The 21,963-nt window shown below is 60.2% G+C and carries 23 protein-coding genes and 1 pseudogene; 17 read left to right on the plus strand and 7 right to left on the minus strand.

What is annotated here, in order from left to right; translation table 11 throughout:
* Positions 1-16 precede the first annotated feature (16 nt).
* The 4 genes from J5274_RS11150 to J5274_RS11165 all read left to right on the plus strand — a co-directional run bounded on the left by J5274_RS11150 (position 17) and on the right by J5274_RS11165 (position 2,481).
* Positions 17-634, plus strand: a complete 618-nt coding sequence (locus J5274_RS11150) for a GNAT family N-acetyltransferase (protein ID WP_143123314.1) — start codon at positions 17-19, stop codon at positions 632-634.
* 580 nt (positions 635-1,214) lie between these two features.
* Entirely contained in the window at positions 1,215-1,877 is a 663-nt protein-coding gene (locus tag J5274_RS11155; protein ID WP_142829003.1) for a TetR/AcrR family transcriptional regulator, read from the plus strand.
* 104 nt (positions 1,878-1,981) lie between these two features.
* Positions 1,982-2,152: a hypothetical protein gene (locus tag J5274_RS11160; protein WP_202617107.1), complete on the plus strand. Its 171-nt coding sequence runs from the start codon at positions 1,982-1,984 to the stop codon at positions 2,150-2,152.
* On the plus strand, positions 2,149-2,481 hold the full coding sequence (locus tag J5274_RS11165; protein ID WP_142829001.1) for a DUF6105 family protein: 333 nt from the start codon (positions 2,149-2,151) through the stop codon (positions 2,479-2,481). The genes J5274_RS11160 and J5274_RS11165 overlap by 4 nt, the downstream gene beginning before the upstream one ends.
* Here J5274_RS11165 and ruvX read toward each other — a convergent pair.
* On the minus strand, positions 2,418-2,912 hold the full coding sequence (ruvX, locus tag J5274_RS11170; RefSeq protein ID WP_142828999.1) for a Holliday junction resolvase RuvX: 495 nt from the start codon (positions 2,910-2,912) through the stop codon (positions 2,418-2,420). The genes J5274_RS11165 and ruvX overlap by 64 nt on opposite strands.
* Positions 2,913-3,039: 127 nt before the next feature.
* Here ruvX and J5274_RS11175 point away from each other — a divergent pair, with 127 nt between their 5' ends.
* The 6 genes from J5274_RS11175 to J5274_RS11200 all read left to right on the plus strand — a co-directional run bounded on the left by J5274_RS11175 (position 3,040) and on the right by J5274_RS11200 (position 7,493).
* Complete coding sequence (locus J5274_RS11175; protein ID WP_142828997.1) at positions 3,040-3,750, plus strand: metal-dependent hydrolase; 711 nt, start codon at positions 3,040-3,042, stop codon at positions 3,748-3,750.
* Positions 3,751-3,818: 68 nt separating this feature from the next.
* Positions 3,819-4,343: a hypothetical protein gene (locus tag J5274_RS11180; RefSeq protein WP_143123315.1), complete on the plus strand. Its 525-nt coding sequence runs from the start codon at positions 3,819-3,821 to the stop codon at positions 4,341-4,343.
* A 142-nt stretch (positions 4,344-4,485) separates the two neighbouring features.
* On the plus strand, positions 4,486-4,773 hold the full coding sequence (gatC, locus tag J5274_RS11185) for an Asp-tRNA(Asn)/Glu-tRNA(Gln) amidotransferase subunit GatC (RefSeq protein WP_142828993.1): 288 nt from the start codon (positions 4,486-4,488) through the stop codon (positions 4,771-4,773).
* A 61-nt stretch (positions 4,774-4,834) separates the two neighbouring features.
* Positions 4,835-6,316: an Asp-tRNA(Asn)/Glu-tRNA(Gln) amidotransferase subunit GatA gene (gene gatA / locus J5274_RS11190; protein WP_219274592.1), complete on the plus strand. Its 1,482-nt coding sequence runs from the start codon at positions 4,835-4,837 to the stop codon at positions 6,314-6,316.
* 227 nt (positions 6,317-6,543) lie between these two features.
* A complete protein-coding gene (locus J5274_RS11195; RefSeq protein ID WP_142828990.1) occupies positions 6,544-6,777 on the plus strand; it encodes a hypothetical protein in 234 nt (77 codons plus the stop codon).
* Between the two features lie 206 nt (positions 6,778-6,983).
* Positions 6,984-7,493, plus strand: a complete 510-nt coding sequence (locus tag J5274_RS11200; protein ID WP_142828989.1) for an N-acetyltransferase — start codon at positions 6,984-6,986, stop codon at positions 7,491-7,493.
* Between the two features lie 14 nt (positions 7,494-7,507).
* On the opposite strand, the gene J5274_RS11205 is transcribed toward J5274_RS11200, so the two are convergent.
* Positions 7,508-7,957 carry a DUF1810 domain-containing protein gene (locus J5274_RS11205; protein WP_219274593.1) on the minus strand — a complete coding sequence of 150 codons (450 nt, stop codon included), beginning with the start codon at positions 7,955-7,957 and terminating at the stop codon, positions 7,508-7,510.
* 180 nt (positions 7,958-8,137) lie between these two features.
* Between J5274_RS11205 and gatB the strand changes: the two genes are divergently transcribed.
* From gatB to J5274_RS11230, 5 genes are all read left to right on the plus strand, one after another.
* Positions 8,138-9,643 carry an Asp-tRNA(Asn)/Glu-tRNA(Gln) amidotransferase subunit GatB gene (gene gatB, locus J5274_RS11210; RefSeq protein ID WP_142828987.1) on the plus strand — a complete coding sequence of 502 codons (1,506 nt, stop codon included), beginning with the start codon at positions 8,138-8,140 and terminating at the stop codon, positions 9,641-9,643.
* Between the two features lie 2 nt (positions 9,644-9,645).
* Positions 9,646-10,149 (plus strand): GNAT family N-acetyltransferase, encoded by a 504-nt coding sequence (locus J5274_RS11215; protein ID WP_142828985.1) that lies wholly within the window; start codon positions 9,646-9,648, stop codon positions 10,147-10,149.
* 330 nt (positions 10,150-10,479) lie between these two features.
* Positions 10,480-10,941, plus strand: a complete 462-nt coding sequence (locus J5274_RS11220) for a GNAT family N-acetyltransferase (protein ID WP_142828983.1) — start codon at positions 10,480-10,482, stop codon at positions 10,939-10,941.
* Positions 10,942-11,050: 109 nt separating this feature from the next.
* Positions 11,051-11,449 (plus strand): NADH:ubiquinone oxidoreductase subunit NDUFA12, encoded by a 399-nt coding sequence (locus J5274_RS11225; RefSeq protein ID WP_142828981.1) that lies wholly within the window; start codon positions 11,051-11,053, stop codon positions 11,447-11,449.
* A gap of 108 nt (positions 11,450-11,557) precedes the next feature.
* Complete coding sequence (locus J5274_RS11230) at positions 11,558-11,995, plus strand: DUF2155 domain-containing protein (protein WP_142828979.1); 438 nt, start codon at positions 11,558-11,560, stop codon at positions 11,993-11,995.
* Positions 11,996-12,316: 321 nt separating this feature from the next.
* On the opposite strand, the gene aat is transcribed toward J5274_RS11230, so the two are convergent.
* From aat to J5274_RS11250, 4 genes are all read right to left on the minus strand, one after another.
* Positions 12,317-12,931, minus strand: a complete 615-nt coding sequence (gene aat / locus J5274_RS11235; RefSeq protein WP_143123317.1) for a leucyl/phenylalanyl-tRNA--protein transferase — start codon at positions 12,929-12,931, stop codon at positions 12,317-12,319.
* Between the two features lie 3 nt (positions 12,932-12,934).
* Positions 12,935-14,287: an acetyl-CoA carboxylase biotin carboxylase subunit gene (gene accC / locus J5274_RS11240; protein WP_202617106.1), complete on the minus strand. Its 1,353-nt coding sequence runs from the start codon at positions 14,285-14,287 to the stop codon at positions 12,935-12,937.
* A 7-nt stretch (positions 14,288-14,294) separates the two neighbouring features.
* The gene (gene accB / locus J5274_RS11245) at positions 14,295-14,762 is read right to left on the minus strand and encodes an acetyl-CoA carboxylase biotin carboxyl carrier protein (protein WP_142828932.1); all 468 of its coding nucleotides are present in this window, start codon (positions 14,760-14,762) and stop codon (positions 14,295-14,297) included.
* Positions 14,763-15,136: 374 nt separating this feature from the next.
* Positions 15,137-15,904, minus strand: a complete 768-nt coding sequence (locus J5274_RS11250) for a DsbA family protein (protein ID WP_142828930.1) — start codon at positions 15,902-15,904, stop codon at positions 15,137-15,139.
* A gap of 209 nt (positions 15,905-16,113) precedes the next feature.
* On the opposite strand from J5274_RS11250, the gene J5274_RS11255 reads away from it, so the two are divergent.
* Both J5274_RS11255 and J5274_RS11260 read left to right on the plus strand, forming a co-directional pair.
* Positions 16,114-17,271, plus strand: coding sequence for a pyridoxal phosphate-dependent aminotransferase (locus J5274_RS11255; RefSeq protein ID WP_142828928.1), 1,158 nt, complete (start codon positions 16,114-16,116; stop codon positions 17,269-17,271).
* Positions 17,272-17,738: 467 nt separating this feature from the next.
* Positions 17,739-18,511: pseudogene (locus J5274_RS11260) on the plus strand (phosphotransferase enzyme family protein).
* Positions 18,512-18,646: 135 nt separating this feature from the next.
* Here the strand turns inward: J5274_RS11260 and J5274_RS11265 are convergent.
* Positions 18,647-21,607, minus strand: a complete 2,961-nt coding sequence (locus J5274_RS11265; RefSeq protein WP_219274594.1) for an Rne/Rng family ribonuclease — start codon at positions 21,605-21,607, stop codon at positions 18,647-18,649.
* Positions 21,608-21,963 lie beyond the last annotated feature (356 nt).

Here is a 21,963-nt window from a genome sequence, read left to right on the forward strand (position 1 = left end):
ACGCAAGGGGGGACATGTGGTAACGCTTCGCAGCTTTCGTCCCTCCGATATCGACAGCCTCTACGCCATCTCGCTCGCGACAGGCCATGCCGGCGGCGATGCCTGGCACCTCTACATCGATGGTCGGTTGATGGGGCATATCTACGTTGGCCCCTATGCGAAGTTCAGTCCGGAAACCGTGCTCGTCGCCGAGGACGAGGAGGGTGTCGGCGGCTATATCCTCGGCGTGTTCGACACGGCCGCCTTCGAGGACAGGCTTGAAGAGGACTGGTGGCCTGGTCTTCGCGCGATCTATCCGGAGCCGAGCGGCCCATCGTCGCAATGGAACGCCGACGAGCGCCGCTGCTTCATGATCCACCACCTCCGCCATACGCCCGAAAGCCTCATCGAACCTTATCCGGCGCATGTGCACATGAACCTTCTGCCGCGCCTGCAGCAACAGGGAATAGGCACAGCGCTCCTCGACCGCTGGATCACAATGGCCCGACAGGCCGGCGTCGGCGGCATCCACTTGGGAACCAATACTGCCAACCACGGCGCCTCGCGCTTCTGGCCGAAGCGCGGATTTGCGCAATTATCCCCACCCGTAGCGCCGCTCTCCGAAACCACGGTGTGGTTCGGGCGTAGGCTTTGATTACAATGAAAATCAGTGCGTCACGACTTTCAGGCCGAGATGGTCCCGCATGGGATCGAAATCGCGATCACGATGCAGAAGGCTATCCCGCAGACTACTGACAACCCTGAAGAAATGTGTTTGACGAGATCGATACCATACTCTCCCTCATACTCGCTCTTGTTGCCGGGCCAGCGACACGACGTCTGTCGGGTCAAACGACTCTTTCAGCTCACAGGGACTTGAGCTGACTGGATCCCCGCCACAAGGGCGAGGAGGAGGGAGGGCGAGGATGAGGGGAGTTTGGCAACCGGCTCAAATTCCCGAGTGACCTGCAGAGTTGTCGGATAATACCTTTGTCAGCAGTCTGAGGCTATGGCCCTCTTCTACGCAGGCCCTCTTCTACGCAGAACGTGCCATGATGAGATCGATTGACTTGCGGATAGTGATGCTCTTTTCGCGCAGCAGCCTTTAGTTCATCCAACGCTTTACTCTGGCGGTGTTACTTGGTGCAGCGCTATCCACAACCTTTGAAAAGCCCTGCGTTGTCGGCGAAATGACCGGCTGATAGTCACTGGCGATGACCACAGACAAAAACGATATGGCAGATTCGGTCCTTTTTCTGGAGAAGAACTCCGTTGCGCTTCTCTCCGAGCCGGTAAAGCCGCTGCGCAACCGACTTGCAACCGAACGCAATATCCTCGAATCCGCCAAGGCACTCCTGGCCGAACACGGCTTCCAGGCGTTCGGCATCAATGCCGTGGCCCGTCGCGCCGGCTGCGACAAGCAACTGATCTACCGCTATTATGGCGGGCTCGACGGTCTGGTCGAGGCTATCGGTGCTGATCTTGGCAGCTGGGTGAGGGATCGCATTCCCGACGACAGCGGTGGCATGTTCATGCTGACCTACGGCGACTTGATGGAGCGGCTGGCGCTGCTTTTCCTGGCTGCACTGCGCGCCGATCCGCTGATGCGTCGCATCGTCGCCTGGGAGGTGTCGGAGCAGACGGAACAAGTGCGAAAATTGTCCGAGGCGCGATCCAAGGCGCTGGCCGCCTGGATCGACCGGATGCGCGGATCGCTTGTGCCTCCCAAAGGTGTCGATGCGGTTGCCGTCAACGCCATCATTCTCGCGGCCATCCAGCATCTGGTGCTCTCGGCAGCCATCGGCGGCCAATGCGCGGGATTGTCGCTGAGGAGCGAGAAGGACTGGGACAAGGCAGCCACCGGCCTGAAGCGCATCGTCCGCGCCGTCTACGGCTGAGACAAGTTCTCCACAGGCCGTTAACCTTAACGAATGGTTTACGTTGCGGGAGGCCGGCTGACGGCACAAGGTGGCGCGGTCATCAATTGTTAACCAGTGTGGCCATGACAGCAAAACCGGCTAAAGCCGCTCTATTCCTGATTTCAATGATGTTTTTCGCCGTCCTGGCTCTCAATATTGCAGTGCCTGCGGTGATTCTGGGCTCATTGGCGCTGGTGAGCGGGCTGGTCCTTTGCAGCGGAGATGGCGTCGGATATCGGGGAGAGGCCGCATGAAGTGGTTTCTGCTGTTCTGGGGCGGGCCGATCTTCTTCCTCGGCAGCTGGTACTGGCTGTCCTACTACGACATCAGTTTCGGCATATTCATGTACACCCGCGAGGTTCACGACCTGACATTTCAGGTCTACGGTAAAGTCCTCGGACTACCCCCGGAATCGATCCCACCGCTGGTGCTGCGCGCTATTATCGTCGATAGTCTCGTGGTCTTCGCGCTGATCGGCTTTCGCAAGCGCAAGCTGATTGCAGCCTGGTGGCAGGCGCGTCAGGCCTCGAGATCCGGCGATCGATTGCGGGACAGCGAAGACAGCCTGTCGAGCGCGCCCTGAAGAATGAAGCTGGCCGCTGCCGAATCGATGCGCTCGGCACGTTTTGCCCTTGAAACATCCATGGCGATCAGCTGACGTTCTGCTGCGACCGTCGACAGGCGCTCGTCCCAGAAGACGAAGGGCAGGGCGGTCTTGTCCGACATGGCCCGCACGAAAGACCGGGTCGCCTGGACCCGCGGCCCCTGCGAGCCGTCCATGTTGACTGGCAGGCCGATGATGAACGCTGCTACTTTTTCCTTCTCCGCAAACGCCAGCAGTGCTGCAGCATCGGGCGTAAACTTCACCCGCCGCAGCACCGGACGTGGCGTCGCCAGTCTTCGCCCGATATCCGACATCGACAGCCCAATGGTCTTCGTGCCGAGGTCGAGGCCTGCAATCGCCTGATTCGGCAGCAGGGTTTCCGCCAGTTCTTCGATGGTGAGGACTGTCATCGGGATATTGTCTCGTCAAAAGAAATTGAGCGGCGGATCACTGTCATTTTTTGCCTTTTGGGCTATGTCGCTAGTGTCCTTAGCATCAAGGTTCGAATTTGCATCCCTCAATTCACGGAGTTATCCCATGAAAGTCACCTGGCTCGGCCATGCCGCATTCCGCATCGAGACTTCCAAGGCAACGATCCTGATCGACCCGTTCCTGAGCTATAACCAGTCCTTCTCCGCAGCTGGCCTGACGGTTGCCGACGTGTCCAAGGGTGTCACCCATATCCTGTTGACACACGGCCACGCCGATCACGTGGGCGACACGGCAGCGATTGCCAAGGAGACCGGCGCGACCGTTCTCGCCAATGCCGATCTCGCAGCCTGGCTCAGCGGCAAAGGCGTCGAGAAGATCGAATCCGGCAACACCGGCGGCACGATCCACTTCGACGGCTTCACCGTGACCTTCACCAACGCCCTGCATTCGTCGGCCCAGCAAACGGAAGACGGCGTTTCGCACGCGCTCGGCAATCCGAACGGCCTCGTCCTGCATTTCGATGACGCGCCGACCCTCTACCACATGGGCGATACCGATATCTTCGGTGACATGGCGCTGATCAACGAATTGCACCAGCCTGAAATCGGTCTGGTGCCGATCGGCGACCGCTACACGATGGGCGGTGCCGTGGCTGCGCTTGCCTGCCAGCGATTCTTCAACTTCAAGTCGGTGATCCCCTGCCACTACGGCACCTTCCCGATCATCGATGCGACAGCCGAAAAGTTCGTCACCGCCATGGAAGGCGCATCCGCAAAGGTCGTCGTGCCGAAGGTCGGTGAGGAAATTACGTTCTGATTTACTTGCAGTTGTTAAACTGTATGCTCCGATAGGTTGAAAATAGTTCAGCCTATCGGAGACAGGTAATGGCAATAAAAGACAAGCACTCTATCCATTCCACATTGCGGGAGAACATTATTGAGCATCTCTTTGCGGGAGAGATTTTGAGGTCTCTTTGGCAAAAAGAGATAGTCGATGCCGAAATTCTTAAAAGTGAATTTGATGCCGGCGGCTACGACTTGGTCCTGACATGTAGACATGTAACTCGGCACATCCAGCTTAAGGTCAGCATCGAGAATGGTGCTCGTGCGGAGGTAGGAGTGAACCTTCGACTGGCCGAAAAGCCGAGTGGCTGTGTCATTTGGATCGTAGTAGACGACGCCTTAAACTTCAGGGAGTTTCGTTGGTTTGGCGATGTACCCGGCCAACCGCTGCCCGATGTAAGCGAAATGAATGTCGTCAAGCATACCAAAGGTAATGCGCAGGGAGTCAAGGCTGAGCGCTCTGGGCATAGATCAATTAAACGTAACAAATTTACGTCATTAAAAAATTTCGACAATTTACTTCATCATTTACTTGGTAATGAAATTTTCCAGCAGGAAAGCGTATAATATAGTCTGTCACTAGGGTAACATTAGCGCCCAAGACAAAGGGACTCTCTCTGTAGAAATAACCCTGTCGAAACATACTGCAGTTGCACCCGACGGACATGGCCTTTATAGCGTGGGAAACACATCCCAGCCGGAGAATTTCATGTCCGTCGATCTTGCCATCGTCAAGCGCGTTGCGCGCCTTGCCCGTATCGCCGTCACCGAGGATGAAGCCAACCGAATGGTCGGCGAGCTGAACGGCATCCTCGGCTTTGTCGAGCAACTCTCCGAGGTTGATGTGACGGGCATCGAGCCGATGACCTCGGTCACGCCGATGGCCATGAAGAAGCGCGAAGACGCCGTAACTGACGGCAGCAAGGCTGACGACGTCGTCGCCAATGCGCCGCTCACCGACCGCAATTTCTTCCTCGTTCCGAAGGTCGTCGAATAGGCCATCCGCGCCGTTCCGATCCATCCGACCGCAGCCTTTCCAGACCTGAAGTGAACCGATCATGAGCGAACTGACCAGCCTGACCATTGCCGAAGCCCGCGACAAGCTGCGTGGCAAGGAGATCACCGCGACCGAGCTTGCGACCGCCTACGTCGCGGCCATCGACGCGGCCAATGGCGCGCTGAATGCCTATGTCAAGGTGACGCCCGACAAGGCGCTCGACATGGCCAAGGCCTCCGACGCTCGCATCGCCGCCGGTTCGGCCGGTGCGCTGGAAGGCATTCCGCTCGGCATCAAGGATCTGTTCGGCACGGAAGGCGTCCACACCCAGGCGTGCAGCCACATCCTCGACGGCTTCGAGTCGCGTTACGAATCGACCGTTATCCAGAACCTCTGGAACGACGGCGCCGTCATGCTCGGCAAATTGAACATGGACGAATTCGCCATGGGCTCGTCGAACGAAAGCTCCTATTACGGCCCTGTCATCAACCCCTGGCGCGCTGCGGGCTCCAACCAGCAGCTCGTGCCCGGCGGCTCCTCCGGCGGGTCTGCTGCCGCGGTTGCGGCGCATCTCTGCGCCGGCGCCACTGCCACAGACACCGGCGGCTCGATCCGCCAGCCAGCCGCCTTCACCGGTACCGTTGGTATAAAGCCGACCTACGGCCGCTGCTCGCGCTGGGGTATCGTCGCCTTCGCCTCGTCGCTCGACCAGGCCGGCCCGATTGCCCGGGACGTGCGCGATGCCGCCATCCTCCTGAAGTCGATGGCATCTGTCGACGCCAAGGACACCACATCGGTTGATCTTCCCGTCCCAGACTATGAGGCAGCGCTCGGCCAGTCGCTGAAGGGCATGACGATCGGCATTCCGCGCGAATACCGCGTCGAGGGTATGCCCGGCGAAATCGAGACCCTTTGGCAGAAGGGCATTTCCTGGCTGAAGGATGCCGGCGCCGATATCGTCGATATCTCGCTGCCGCATACCAAATACGCGCTACCGGCCTACTACATCGTCGCTCCGGCCGAAGCCTCGTCGAACCTTGCCCGCTATGACGGCGTCCGCTACGGCTTGCGCGTCGACGGCAAGGACATCCTCGACATGTACGAGAAGACCCGCGCTGCGGGCTTCGGCACCGAGGTCAAGCGCCGCATCATGATCGGCACCTATGTGTTGTCGGCCGGCTATTACGATGCCTATTACCTGCAGGCGCAAAAAGTCCGCACGCTGATCAAGCGCGACTTCGAACTTGCCTTCCATGCCGGTGTCGATGCCATCCTGACGCCCGCCACGCCGTCCTCCGCCTTCGGCATTGCCGATGAGGAACTGGCCGCCGATCCTGTCAAGATGTACCTCAACGACATCTTCACGGTGACGGTCAATATGGCTGGCCTGCCAGGCATCGCCGTCCCCGCCGGTCTTGACGCGAAGGGCCTGCCGCTCGGCCTGCAGCTCATCGGCAAGCCGTTCGACGAGGAAACTCTGTTCAAGACCGCTCATGTCATCGAGCAGGCAGCCGGCAAGTTCACGCCTGCCAAGTGGTGGTAGGAGCCTGAATGCGGGTTCGCGGTCGGAGATCGCGGGCTCGATGTGACATTCGTCCGCAACAGATGAATTGAAACCCCGTCGGTATGGTGCGCTACGCACATGCCGGAGCTTACGGACGCCCTCGAGCATCCTGGCAAAGTGCCTTCATGTACACGCGCGCCATGACCTGTCTGACTTCCTCGGAGATCGGCATGGGCGTCGATCAATAGCCAGGAAATATTCAAGCCATGGATTGGGTCCCTATATTATTCATTACGTTCAAAGTTCTGGCGTTGGGAACGGGTATGTTCTTCGCCATAAAGTGGCATCACGACCAACGGACCTCGTCCAAGCCGACCGATATGATCAAAGTCGCGCTGGAGGTTGCATGCTATCTGCTGATGGTGGTGATCGTGTTCGCGCTGGTTTACGTCCTGTTGGGCTATCTCGATTTACTTCCTGCCGGTTTGGGTTCTGATTGAGCGGACGTAGAAGCCCGGAACCAAAGTCATCAATCCGGGCCTTGCCTCGTTGGCGGCACCAAAGGCTCTCCCGCTCAATAAGGTCTCGCTGACCAGCGGTTGTGTACAGCCACGGAAACCGTGACTGTCTCTTAGCCAGCTTCGCTGAGCATCTGGCAAAAGCTGTCATCAAATGTTTTACTGGGTCAGTAACGCGTGGGGTGCTCATGATTCACATTCGCAATGCCCATGAAGGCGAGACGGAGATCCTGACCAACATCGGGCTTCGCGCCTGGCAGAAGGCCATGGCGGCGATTGGGGACAGCGACGTCATGATGGACGGCGCGAGGGACTCCTTCTCGAATTTTACCCGCGACTCCTGGCTGACGATCACCGTTGTCGAAAATCACGGGGTTGCCTGCGGCTGGGCGGCGCGTGAAAAGCTGGACGAGAACATCACGGATTTCTGGATCGACCCTGACGAACTCAGGCAGGGACTGGGTTCGGCCCTGCTGGCGCAGATCGAGAGCGATATTGCCGCTCAGGGCTTCGACACCGCAGCGCTGCAGACCCACTCCGGCAATGCCGAGGCTATCGGCTTCTTCAAGACGCATGGTTATACCGTCCACTGGCTGTCTGTCGTCTATTCGCCCTCCCTCGACCGGGATCTGCCGACCGTCGGCCTGTCTAAATCGCTGCTTCCGCCGGACGGCGACCTTTACGGCACCAGCTTCTGAAAGGGGTCGAGGTCTCAGCTTCCTATGAGGGCCAGCGTCCGGTCGTCGGGGATCCCGTCGAAGAAGCGATCGAGTGCCCGCTGGAAAAGCGAATCGCGCCCGCTGACAGCTGCGAAGAGCGTCATGCTCGGTCGGAATTTCAGATCGTCGGGAGAACCGAGAATGGCGTGGGCGGAGCGCCCGCCGTCGGACGTACCTCCGGCAGAGAGCATTGCCTGCACGCAGGCCGTCAACCGTTTCCCGAGCAGCGGGTGGGAGATATAAGCCGAGGCTTCCTCCTTGGAGCGGATCGCATATCGCTGCGCCATTGAAGATGCACCAAGCCCGGCTATCTGCGGAAAGACGAACCACCTCCAGTGCGAGCGCTTGGAACCGGCCAGGAGTTCCGCCAGCGCCTGTTCGTATATGCCAGCCTGCGCCTCGACAAACCTGTCGAGGTCATAGGGGTCGGTCGAAGCGGCCATCGTCATTCTCCCGCGTGCGCGTCACCTATATTTTGGGCGCTCCGGCGTTCCGGCAAGGCAATGGTCGGCCAAGGGGCGCTGGCGTCGATCAATTGCCGTCTGCAGCGCCCGAAAGCCTTGCACGCCAAAGCCATTTCCTTTACCTCACAGACAAGAAATCCAGCCTTTGAAGAGCATCCCATGACCCTTGTCGACGTCCGCACGCCTGATCCGAAACGCTTCATTCCCGGCGCCACAGGCGACTGGGAAGTGGTCATCGGCATGGAGGTGCATGCGCAGGTCCTCTCCAAGTCCAAGCTGTTCTCCGGCGCCTCCACCGAGTTCGGCAAACCGGCCAATTCCAACGTATCGCTGGTCGATGCCGCCATGCCCGGGATGCTCCCCGTGATCAACGAGGAATGCGTCAAGCAGGCGGTGCGCACCGGCCTCGGCCTGAAGGCGCAGATCAACAAGCGCTCGCTGTTCGACCGCAAGAACTATTTCTATCCCGACCTGCCGCAGGGCTACCAGATCTCGCAGTTCAAGGACCCGATCGTCGGCGAAGGCCAGATCGTCATCTCGCTCGGCCCCGATCGCCAGGGCCAGTTCGAGGATATCGAGATCGGAATCGAGCGCCTTCACCTCGAGCAGGACGCCGGCAAGTCGATGCACGACCAGCACGCCACCATGTCCTATGTCGACCTCAACCGCTCCGGCGTGGCGCTGATGGAGATCGTCTCCAAGCCCGACATGCGCTCGTCCGACGAAGCCAAGGCCTACATGACCAAGCTGCGCTCGATCGTACGCTATCTCGGTACCTGCGACGGCAACATGGACGAGGGCTCGATGCGCGCCGACGTGAACGTTTCCGTGCGCAAGCCCGGCGGCGATTTCGGCACGCGCTGCGAGATCAAGAACGTCAACTCCATCCGCTTCATCGGCCAGGCCATCGAATACGAAGCCCGCCGCCAGATCGCCATTCTGGAAGATGGCGGCTCCATCGACCAAGAAACCCGGCTGTTCGATCCCGCCAAGGGTGAGACCCGCTCGATGCGCTCCAAGGAAGACGCGCACGACTACCGCTATTTCCCCGATCCGGACCTTTTGCCGCTGGAATTCGACGATGCCTTCATCGCCGCACTCGCCAAGGATCTGCCGGAGTTGCCGGATGCCAAGAAGGAGCGCTTCGTGCGCGAACTCGGCCTCTCCGTCTATGACGCGTCTGTGCTGGTCTCCGAGAAGGCGATTGCCGATTATTACGAGGCACTGGCCGCCGGCCGCGATGGCAAGATGGCCGCAAACTGGGTCATCAACGACTTGTTAGGCGCCTTGAACAGAACCGGTAAAAGCATTGAAGAGACTCCGGTTTCCGCAATCCAGCTCGGCGGCATCCTCGACCTGATCAAGTCCGAGGCCATCTCCGGCAAGATTGCCAAGGATGTCTTCGAGATCATCCTCAACGAGGGTGGCGATCCGGCCGAGATCGTCGAAAGCCGCGGCATGCGCCAGGTGACGGATACCGGCGCCATCGAAAAGGCGGTCGATGAGATCATCGCTGCCAACCCGGATCAGGTCGCCAAAGTTCTGGCCAAGCCGACACTCGCCGGCTGGTTCGTCGGCCAGGTGATGAAGTCGACCGGCGGCAAGGCGAACCCGCAGGCCGTGCAGGCTTTGGTCAAGGCCAAGCTCGGCATCGTTGAGGAGTAGGCATGTACTTCGTGCGCACCGCCAGCGCCCGCGACCTCGACAAAGTCCGCGCGCTGCTGAACGAGACCTGGCACGCGACCTACGACAATCTCTACGGCGCAGCCAAGGTCGAGGAGATCCATGCGTCGTGGCATTCGGCTGCAGCGCTGAAAACGCGCCTGGAGAAGAAGGATTCCGAGTTTGTCGTCGCCGATGACGGCAAGGAGCTCGGCGGCATGGGTTACGCGGCCCTGTCCGAGGAGACGGCCAAGGTCGCCGTGCTGCACATGCTCTACGTCAGGCCTTCGGCGCAGCGGCAGGGTGTCGGTCGCGATCTCTTCGCAGAGCTCGAGACCTGTTTTCCCGATGCCGATCGGATGCGTGTCGAGGTAGAGCCGGAAAATGCACCGGCCATCGCCTTCTACCAGAGCCTCGGCTTCGATGAAGTTGGTCGGAACAAGAATGATGGCCCGAAGCAATCCGGCTTGCCGACACTGGTGTTAGAGCGCGCCTTGACGAACCACTGATCGACAGAATGTCTCTCCGCTTTCCATCGCGTTGCTGGCTGACTCGGCATCATTTCATCCGGCGCAAGCTCGCCCCCCTCTGTCACTTCGTGACATCTCCCCCACAAGGGGGGGAGATTGGCTGGAGATGCATCGCCTGTCCCAAAGGCAGTGACGTTTCTTTGCCCTTTGGTCAGGCGACCCGGCGGTTGCGGCTGATCTCCCCCTTGTGGGGGAGATGTCGGCGTAGCCGACAGAGGGGGTTACTCGCTGCAGTCTCGGCGAGATGAATACGATGCAGACGGTGCCATGAACCAGCCACCAGATGGCCAGCCACGAAGGTAGAACTCCATGACCAGCCTGACCATCCGCGAAGCCCGCGAGGCAGACCTGCCCGCCCTGATCGCGCTGTTTGCGGCCGACCCGCTCGGCGGCCATGGCGACACGCTGGATGCGGAAGCGTTCCCCGCTTATCTCGAAGCCTTCCGGACAATCGCAGCCTCGCCCGACCAGACCCTTTATGTCGCGGAGCGCAACGGCGAAGTCGTCGGCACCTTCCAGACCATGTTCACCACCTCGCTCACGGGCCGGGGCGGGTCGGCAATGATCATCGAGGCGGTGCAGACGCGCGACGACATGCGCGGGCAGGGGATCGGTGCTGCGATGATCCACCACTGTATCGCGGACGCAAAGCGTCGTGGCGCAAGGCTGGTGCAGCTGACATCCAACGCGACCCGCAAGGATGCCCATCGCTTCTACGAGCGGCTGGGCTTCAAGCCGAGCCATCTCGGCTTCAAGATGGCGCTTAAATGACAGCCTGATCGGCTGGAATCGCTGGACAATATTTTCTTCCGGCGGCATAAGCTTTGGATCGAATTCTGCTCCCGCCCGCGCCGGTTCGCCGGGCCTCGAGGAAAAGACAATGATGAAATTCCTGCTGCTGACCTTCACCTGGTGGAACGGTGCGACTGTCGGCACCCGGCTGGCGATCTGGCGCTTCGGCAAGCGCGTCGGCGAGGATGAAGCCGGCAACGTCTACTATGAAGGCGGCATGTCGTCCTACGGCCTGCGCAAGCGCTACGTCGTCTATAACGGCTATGCCGAGGCCTCGGCTATCCCGCCGGGCTGGCACGGCTGGATGCACCATCGCACAGACGTTCCGCCGTCGGAGGAGACCTACGTCCCCAAGGAATGGCAGAAGGCTCACAAGCAGAACCTGACGGGCACGCCGCAGGCCTATCGTCCGCCGGGCTCGCTTGCCGTTGCCGGCGAGCGCCCGCGCGTCACCGGCGACTACGACGCATGGACGCCCGGCAACTGATCGGATCGTTCAACCCGCGCTTTGGCCACATTTGGCGTTTACGCGCTGTAAACCGGCTGCTCGTCGCATGAGCTCTGCCGACCGATACCACGCTGGAGACTGGCGGATATGACGTTTTTCACGCGAGGCGCTTCTTTGCGTGCGGCGACCGCAGCGATGTTTGCCCTTGGCGCCATTGCAGTATCCGCCCCGGCCGAAGCCGCCCGTATCTCCAATCCTGTCGCAGTGTTTTCAGGCCTCGACAAGATCACCGGCCGTATCACCACATTTGACGTATACTTGAACGAAACCGTCCAATTCGGTGCCCTTCAGGTGACGCCAAAAGCCTGCTATTCGCGCGACGATGCCGAGCAGCAAAAGGTCGACGGATTCGTCGAGGTCGACGAAATCACGCTCGACCGCCGCATCCGCCGCATCTTCACCGGCTGGATGTTCGCAGACAGCCCCGGCCTCAACGCCGTCGAGCACCCGATCTACGACGTCTGGCTGAAAGAGTGTAAACAAAAGTCCGACGTCCCACCACCGGATGCGGCGAAGACGAATTAGGGTGGTGTTGATGGGTCAATGGATACGTCACCACTGGATCCAGTACCCAATGAGCAAGAACGCGGTTTACTCATCTTACTTGGTCGCCGCCCCGCCTCCCTCATTCCTGTGCTCGTCACAGGAATCCAGGCACGTCGCGTCTGCGACGTAGTATGACTTTCACAGATAGAAAAGATGTAGGACACGCCCAAGGACTTGGGCTTACTGGATCCCTGTGACGAGCACAGGGAAGAGGGAGGGTGGGATTGCGCTCTCCGGCCTTGCGATTGCCTTTGCCTTCCCGATTCTTCGCTAACTTGGGCAGCAAATTCTGCTCACGCCTCAGAATTCCAGATTGCGGCTTTCCATCGCCGCCTTCAACAGCACCGCATACTCGTCCTTCGGCACATCGATGGCGCCGAAGCTCTTGAGATGCTCGGTCGTGAACTGGGTGTCCAGCAGCGTAAACCCCTTGGCCCGCAGGCGCTCCACGAGATGCACCAGGCAGATCTTCGAGGCATCCGTTCTGCGCGAAAACATGCTTTCGCCAAAAAACGCTGAGCCGAGCGAGACGCCGTACAGGCCGCCGACGAGCTGGTTGCCGTCCCAGGCTTCGACCGAATGGGTGTGGCCGACGCGGTGGAGGGCGGAGTAGAGGTTGCGGATTGTGGAATTGATCCAGGTGGATGGCCGGCCGGTCGTGGCCTCGCCGCAGGCTGATATGACGGCGTCGAAATCGTAATCGAAGCGGATGTCGAAGGGGGATTTGCGGACGGTCTTGGCGAGACTTTTGGAGACGTGGAACCCATCGAGCGGCAGGATACCACGCATCTCAGGCTCGACCCAGAAAATCTCCGGATCGTCTGCCGATTCGGCCATCGGAAAAAGGCCGATGGAATAGGCCCGCAGAAGGATCTCGGGGGTAAGCCCTTGCGATCTTCTGCGGGAGCCTGCCATTGCTTACTCTACCGGCTTTTCGAGGTAGTGCTCCAGCCAGTGGATATCGTAATCGCCATTGGCGATATCCTGGTTGGAGACCAGATCCTGGAACAGCGGCAGGGTGGTTTTGATGCCGTCGACGACGAATTCGTCGAGTGCACGACGAAGCCGCATCATGCATTCGACACGGGTGCGGCCGTGAACGATCAGCTTGCCGATCAGGCTGTCGTAGTAGGGCGGGATCTTGTAGCCCTGATACACCCCGGAATCGATGCGCACGCCAAGACCGCCGGGCGCATGGAAATGCGTGATCGTGCCGGGCGAGGGCACGAAGGTGCGCGCGTCCTCGGCGTTGATCCGGCATTCGATGGCGTGGCCCTGGAAATGTACCTCGTCCTGCGTCACCGAAAGACCGCCACCGGAGGCAACGCGGATCTGCTCGTGCACGAGATCGATGCCGGTGATGGCTTCCGTGACGGGATGCTCGACCTGCAGGCGGGTGTTCATTTCGATGAAATAGAACTCGCCGTTTTCATAGAGAAACTCGATGGTGCCGGCGCCGCGATATTTCAGCTTCTTCATGGCATCGGCGCAGATCTGGCCGATCTTCATCCGCTGCTCGACATTGAGCGCCGGCGAATTGGCTTCTTCCCAGACCTTCTGATGGCGCCGCTGCAGCGAGCAGTCGCGCTCACCGAGATGGATGGCGTTGCCTTCGCCGTCGCCGAACACCTGAACTTCGATATGGCGCGGCGTCGTCAGGTATTTTTCCATGTAGACGGCGTCGTTGCCAAAGGCAGCAAGCGATTCCGAGCGCGCCGTCGACCAGGCCTCGAGCACATCATCCGGCGAGTGTGCCAGCTTCATGCCGCGTCCGCCACCGCCGGCCGTTGCCTTGATCAGCACGGGGTAGCCGATTTCGGCAGCCGTCTTGATGGCGTCGGCTTCTGTCTTGACCTCGCCGTCGGAGCCGGGAACGACCGGAATGCCGAGTTCGACAGCCGTCAGCTTGGCGGTGATCTTGTCGCCCATCAGCCGGATATGTTCGGCCGTCGGCCCGATGAAGGTGATGCCGTGGGCCTCGAGTATATCGGCGAACTTGGCGTTCTCTGACAAGAAGCCGTAGCCGGGATGCACGGCATCTGCGCCGGTGATCTCGCAGGCAGCAACGATCTGGTGGATGTTGAGATAGCTATCGCGGGCCTGCGGGGGGCCGATGCAGACGCTCTCGTCGGCAAGCCGCACATGCATCGCATCGGCATCGGCCGTCGAGTGAACGGCAACGCACGGAATGCCGAGCTCCTTGCAGGCGCGCAGCACGCGAAGGGCGATCTCGCCGCGATTGGCTATGAGGATCTTGGAAATCATGGGCATGGGCCTACTACTCGATGATGACGAGAGCTTCGCCATATTCGACCGGCCGCCCGTCTTCGATGAGGATTTCTGTCACCTTGCCGGACTTCGGCGCAGGGATCTGGTTCATCGTCTTCATGGCTTCGATGATCAGCAGCGTCTGGCCTTCCTTGACCATGGCGCCGACTTCGATGAAGGCGCGGGCGCCGGGAGCGGACGCCATGTAGACCGTACCGACCATCGGCGCCAGAACGACGTTGTCGGGGTTGCGCGCAGGGGCTGCCGGAGCGGTGGCAACGGCTGCGGCAGGTGCTGCCATCTGCTGCTGCGGCGCTGTCATCATCGGTGCCTGGACATACTGCGTCGTGCCGGCGCGGGAAACGCGGATGCGCAGATCGTCCTGTTCGACCTCGATCTCGGTCAGATCGGTCTCGTTGAGGATGTTTGCGAGATTGCGGATCAGTGCCTCGTCGATACCCGGTTTGTTGTCAGCCATGGAATTTGCCCTGTGTCATTCTTGTTATTGCGTCAATTTGGTTTGGCGCGATGCGCCTCTGTCGTCTGCTAGGCGGGCCGCCGCCGCGCACCGCTTCCTTCGTGAGCCGCTTCCCGTAGCATCGGGATCCCGCTGTCGCCAGCGTCTGGCTCAGGCACGACTGACGCTGGGAGCGCCGGGCCGTTGAGGAGAAGAATGGTGTGCGTCATCATCGGTTCCGTCAAAGTCCAGGGCAACCTATAGACTCCCGCGCCTCCGGAGGAAAGCCCCCAAGGCACGGGACGCACGCGCTGCTGCGGCAGCCAGCCCTTGTCCACATCTAACAGGGGGCGATTGCGGCAATATGATGGGGGATGGGTACGTAGACCAGCCGATCAGCAGCTGGTCTTGCCGCAGGCCCGCACGCTGGCGACCTTTTCCTTCAGTGCATCGAGGCCGATGGCGCCGGAGACAGCCTCGTTGCCGATGACATAGGCCGGCGTACCGGTAACGCCGAGGTCCGTCGCCAGCTGGTATGTGGCCTTGACGCTGTCGGTGTTCGGGTTGGCGGCCATCTCCTTGCGCAGCGCATCTTCCTTGACGCCCAGCGTGCCGGCGACCTCGATGGCGCTGTCCTCGGTGGCGCGACCCTCGCTGGAGAGCAGCGTATGGCTGAATTCGGCATATTTTGCCGGTGCCAGACGGCGGAAAGCATCGGAAACGCGCGAGGCTGCCACCGAATCCGGCCCGAGAATCGGGAATTCCTTGAGGACATAGCGAATGTTCTTGTCGGCCTTTAGCAGCGCGTCGGTGTCGGCAAGCGCGTGGCGGCAGTAGCCGCAATTATAGTCGAAGAACTCGACGATGGTGACATCGCCCTTGTCATTGCCGATGTTGACATCGGACTTGCTGTTGAAGATTTCGTCCTTGTTATCGGAAATCGCCTTGTTCGACTGGCTGAGGCGCTGCTCTTCCTGCTTCTTTTCGAGCGCCGCCTGCACATCCAGCATGACTTCCGGATGGCTGACGAGGTATTCCTTGATGAAGTCGCCCATCTCCTTCTTCTGCGCCTCGTCCATCGCCAGCGCCGGCTGGGAGAAGGCAAGCGACGAGAACAGGGCAACCGCCGAAAGGCTCATCAGGGTTTTCGAAAGCAGGGCCATAAAATCCTCGTCATCTGGTAACTGGGCAGGGTGTTCGGGTTCAGCTATCACCGCGTGGTTAACATCTGCTGACACAAAGCGGCAAGGTAAGATGCTGCGGTAAAAGGTCAAACAGCTAATTTCATCAGTGCCGCACAATCGCGCCATTGTGAACACGCAAGCTTTGCGGCAATTGTCTGGCCACGCAAACAGTCGAGAAGGTGCCGAATTTGTTTTCCCTATCCAAGCGCAGCGACGTCGAGCCGTTTCACGCCATGGACGTCCTGGCCGAGGCGACGCGGCGTCGTCAGGCCGGCCATCCCGTCATTTCCATGGCCGTCGGCCAGCCATCGCACCCGACGCCGAAGGCAGCGCTGGAGGCCGCCCGCAGCGCGCTGGAGCACGGCCGCATCGGCTATACCGACGCGCTCGGCATGGCTGCCCTGAAGCAGGCGATATCCGGCCACTACAAGTCCCACCACGACCTTTCCATCGACCCCGCGCGCATCGCCATCACCACAGGTTCGTCGGCCGGCTTCAATCTGGCCTTCCTCGCTCTGTTCGATCCCGGCGATTACGTCGCCATCGCACGGCCCGGCTATCCCGCCTATCGCAACATCCTGTCTGCCCTCGGCCTTCAGGTCATCGAGGTACCGGTCAGCGCCGAGACAGCGTTTACGCTGACGCCCGAGAGCCTCAAGGCGGCACAGGTCGAAAGCGGCAAGCGGCTGAAGGGCGTGCTGCTTGCCAGCCCCGCCAACCCGACAGGAACCGTCACCAGCCGGGAAGGGCTGGAGGCGCTGGCCGCTTACTGTGCTGACAACGCCATCGCCTTCATTTCTGATGAGATCTACCACGGTCTGACATTCGTCGGAGAAGAGACCAGCGCACTCGAAATCACCAATGACGCCATCGTCATCAACTCGTTCTCGAAATATTACTGCATGACCGGCTGGCGGGTTGGCTGGATGGTGCTGCCGGAGCGCCTGGTGCGGCCGATCGAGCGTGTCGCCCAAAGCCTCTACATCTCGGCGCCGGAACTGTCGCAGATCGCAGCCACCGCAGCACTGGGTGCGGGCGCCGAACTAGACGTCTACAAGGCGAGCTACGCCCGAAACCGCGACCTGCTCGCCAGCCGCCTGCCAGAGATCGGCTTTTCCATAGCCTCGCCCATGGACGGCGCCTTCTACGCCTATGTTGACGTCAGCCGCTTCACCAACGACAGCATGGGCTTTGCGCGCAAGATGCTCGCCGAGATCAACGTCGCCGCCACCCCCGGCCTGGATTTCGATCCGCTGGAAGGTTTTCGGGCGCTGCGGTTTTCCTATGCGGGCTCGAACAGAGAGATCGAGGAAGCCGTCGAACGGCTCGCAGATTGGTTGAAATAGGATTATTTTTCAGAGGCTTGGCAGCATCCGCGGAATCTATCAGGCAAGCGGTTGATTCGAAGTATGAGGCAAGAACCATGTCAGCCCCGGCGTGATCTCCCCCTTGTGGGGGAGATGTCGGCTCGGCCGACAGAGGGGGCTGGATACCAACACCCCCAGATTTGTCGCGCCACCCCCCTCTGTCACCTCCGGTGACATCTCCCCCACAAGGGGGGAGATCAGACTGCAGCGCTAAAAATCGATACCGTGTCTTTGCCATCGGCGTTTGCTCGAGCGATGCAAGCCATCGTGACAAAGCAAAAACAAGCGACCGGGGTCGTCCAGGGCAACCCATGGGTCTAAGCTTCCGAATACTTATGTGGCAACTCGCGATGTAGCTTTCAAATTTCCTCGAGAAGTTTGTCGGGCGTGCGTTACTTGTGTGTGAGCAACTGTCAGCACGAACAGTCACGGTAAAGGAGTGAAAGTTGGAGGCTTTACATGGTGGGAGAGCCGGGAAGATCTGGCGGGAGGGAAAGACGGTCCGCCGGCCGGCTGGATCATGGACCCCGACTGTTCATAGGTTTTTGCGGCATCTGCAATCCAAAGGCTTCATGAGCGCACCAACGCCCTTAGCAATCGATGGGACGTATGAGGTGGTGAGTTACGTGGACGGGCGCGTATGTGAGCATCTTGGTGATCAGGATGTCGGTTCAGAGCAGATGTTGGCTTCGGCAGGGAAGCTTCTCCGGTACTTCCATCGCGCATCAGAGGGTTTCTTGAAACGGATCGCGCGGTGCAGACGTGGTTTCTGCAGGCGCAAGAGCCGGAGGAGATCGTGTGTCACGGTGACTTCGCGCCCTACAACGTGACTGCCATCGACGGAATTGCGACAGGAATCATAGATTTTGATACTGCACATCCGGGACCCGCTCTATGGGACTTGGCGTATGCAGTTTACCGATGGGCGCCACTGTCCGATCCATCCAATCACGGCGTGGTATTTGAACTCGAAGAACAGTTTCAGCGAGCGACAATTTTCTGCGATGCTTATGGTGCGACACATGAAGAGAGAGTTCAGCTTCCGGAAGTCATATGCAGACGCCTGACGGCGCTGGTAAACTTCATTCGCGCAAGCGCTGAGGCTGGCGACGAGATATTTGTGCAGAACGTTGAAGCTGGACATACAGATGTATATCTGCGGGATATTGTTCACATCCAGAGGCAGGCGGATCCATTGATCTCAGCCTTGACCCGTTAAGCGCGCTGGCCAGTTAGCAGAAGTAGAAATAGTCCGTCTGCCGCTACTTCGGTCCAAATCCCAACCAAACACACCATAAAAAAATCCGGCTGCATCGCTGCAGCCGGATTTTATTCATTGGCCTCCGAAAATCTTTCAGAAGAAGCCGCGGCGTTGCCACCAGCCGGCTTTTTTCGGCTTGCCGTCGCCGTCGGTTGCCTTGTCCGTGGCCTGGGTCGATTTGACCGCAGGCTCGGAGGAGGCGAGGTTGGACTGGCGGTTGGCGCGGGCCGGCTTCTCGGCTTCTGTCGCCGGGGATTCTGCAGGCTGGGCGCTGGAAGCTGTGGCAACCGGAGCCTCTGGCTCGATAGCCACGGGCTGAGACACCACAGGTTCGGCGGCAACTGCAGGCTCGGCAACGGCTTCAGTTGCAGGTGCCTCGGCAGCTTCGGCCTTCGGTTTGCGACGGCTGCGGCCCTTCGGCTTGACTTGTTCCTCTGTTGCAACTTCGGCCTCGATCGAGGCAGGCTGCTCGAGAGCAGGGGCTTCGGTCGGCGCGCTGGTTGCGGCGGTCTCGTCGCCTTCGTCGGCAGACGTTGCTTCTTCGCTGTCCGTGCCTTCGCCGTCGGCGATCAGGTTGCCGTTCTCGTCGCGATTGCGGCGACCGCCACGCTTGCCACGACGGCGACGCTTGCGCTTGCCCTGCTCGTCGCTCGACAGTGCCGAGACTTCGCCTTCACCCTCAACTGCGGCCTTGCCGTCGTCGCTGTCGTCCTCGTCGTCGCCATCTGCGTCGTCACTGTCGTCGCCAACAATGTCATTGCCGTCGGCATCCTGCATGACCTGGCCGTCGGCTCCGCCGTTCTTGCCCCGACGTCTGCGGCGACGCTTGCGCTTGCGGTTCGGGTCGCCCTCGGAGCGGGCCACGGCCTGTTCGACAGGAGCGGCCTTTTCCTCGATCTCTTCTTCTTCGTCCTCGTCGATCTCGACGGGAACGTCGTCGTCCTCATCTTCCTCGACGGCCGCGAAGTTGAACAGCGTTTCGATCTTTACCGGGTTCTCGACGGCTTCGCCGCGATCGATGGCAAAGTGCTGCGCACCGACGCTCGGGTCGCTGTCGATAATGATCGACACCCCGAACCGGTTTTCATAATCGATGATCGTCGCCCGCTTGTGGTTAAGCAGGTAAAGCGCCGTTTCCGGCGTGCAGCGCACGGTGATGTCGTGCGTCGTGTTCTTCAGCAGGTATTCCTCGATGCCTCGCAGCACATGCAGGGCAACCGACGACTGCGAGCGCACCAATCCGGTGCCGCCGCAATGCGAGCAGACCTGCGTGGTCGATTCCAGCACGGAAGCGCGAATACGCTGGCGCGACATTTCGAGAAGGCCGAAATGCGAGATGCGACCGACCTGGATGCGGGCGCGGTCGTCCTTCAGGCATTCCTTCAGCTTCTTCTCGACAGCGCGGTTGTTGCGCTTTTCTTCCATGTCGATGAAGTCGATGACGATCAGGCCGGCAAGGTCGCGCAGGCGCAACTGGCGGGCGACTTCCTCGGCCGCTTCCAGGTTTGTCTGCAGCGCAGTTTCTTCGATCGAGTGCTCGCGGGTAGAGCGGCCCGAGTTGACGTCGATCGCTACCAGCGCTTCGGTCTGGTTGAGGATCAGGTAGCCGCCGGACTTCAGCGTCACCTGCGGCTGCAACATGCGGTCAAGCTGCGCCTCGATTCCGGAGCGCGAGAAGATCGGGTGGATATCACGGTAAGGCTGAACCACCTTTGCGTGGCTCGGCATCAGCATCTTCATGAAGTCTTTGGCTTCACGATAGCCTTCTTCACCGGCGACGATGACTTCCGAAATGTCCTTGTTGTAGAGATCGCGGATCGAGCGCTTGATCAACGAGCCTTCTTCATAGACCAGCGTCGGCGCAGTGGAGGCGAGGGTGAGCGTCCGGACGTTCTCCCAAAGGCGCATCAGATATTCGAAGTCGCGCTTGACTTCGACCTTGGTACGGTTGGCACCAGCCGTGCGCAGGATGACGCCCATGCCCAAAGGCACTTCGAGCATCCGGGCGATTTCCTTCAGGCGCTTGCGATCCTGCGGGTTGGTGATCTTGCGCGAGATGCCGCCACCGCGTGCGGTGTTTGGCATGAGCACCGAGTAACGGCCGGCGAGCGACAGATAGGTGGTGAGTGCTGCACCCTTGTTGCCACGTTCTTCCTTGGCCACCTGCACCAGCAGGATCTGCCGGCGCTTGATGACTTCCTGGATGCGGTACTGCTTGCGCGGACGGCGCGCGGCGCGCTCGGGAACCTCTTCCATGGCATCTTCGGCGCCAACGGATTCGATGATCTCTTCTTCGTGGTCGTCATCATCGTCGTCGTCGTTGTTGCGACGGCTGGACGGACGAACGTCTTCCGAAACCTCGTCGGTTTCGACCATGGCAGCCATCGAGCCGGACGAACCTTCGTCGCTCTCGGAGGATGCGGCCTCGACGTCGGATGGCGTCGCATCTTCGGCGACGACCTTCTTGGCGCGGCTGCGGCGTGGCTTTGCCACCTTCTTCACAGGCGTTTCGGCTTCAGCTTCTGCAGCTGGCGCTTCAGCGCTTACAGGCTCGGCATCGGCAACCGGCTCGGCGGAAACCTCGACAGGTGCCGGCTCAGCAGCAGCGGCGCCGGCTTCTGCAGCGACGGGTTCCTGTGCAACCACGGCATCTTCGGCAACGGGAGCGACAGGCTCCGGCGCAGCGACGATGCCGACATCTGGCTGCTCCTGCTCGGCCAGATCGAAGGCGGTCTCGACGTGTTCGACGTCGTTGTCGCGGCGATGCTCTTCAGCCTCGGCGCGCAGCAGCGCTTGGCGGTCGGCAAGCGGGATCTGGTAGTAATCGGGGTGGATTTCGGCAAAGGCCAGGAAGCCGTGCCGGTTGCCGCCGTAATCGACGAATGCAGCCTGCAGGGACGGCTCGACGCGGGTGACTTTGGCCAGGTAGATGTTGCCGCGAATTTGCTTCTTGTGCTCTGACTCGAAGTCGAATTCTTCTATGCGGTTCCCTCGAACCACGACAACGCGCGTCTCTTCCTCGTGAGACGCGTCGATAAGCATTTTGTCTGCCATGAAAGCTGTGCTCCTCGGCGCAGCCCCTGGGGATATGACCGGACTGTCGTTAAGACAGGCTGGATGCACTCCGCCACTGCGGCGCCGGATAATGATAGTCGCGATGGGTCTCTGCGATTGCGCAACAGCCAGACAACAGCCGGGAGAACCCGGGGCCTGTACACTTTAGAAAAAAGCTGCTGCGACAACATCCGTAACCAAGCGAGATCGACAATGCCCTAGACCCAGTTGGGTCCGATGAATTTGCCCTTCTTGAAGGGCGTTTGGTGGCTTTTCCACCGATGAAATTCCTGCACGAAGCCGGAAATTCGGGATCCAGTATCAGGATGGAAGCACTCAGACGGCGGACGATGGCC

It is taken from the genome of Rhizobium sp. L51/94 (genome assembly GCF_019355555.1).
Taxonomy (GTDB): domain Bacteria; phylum Pseudomonadota; class Alphaproteobacteria; order Rhizobiales; family Rhizobiaceae; genus Rhizobium; species Rhizobium rhododendri.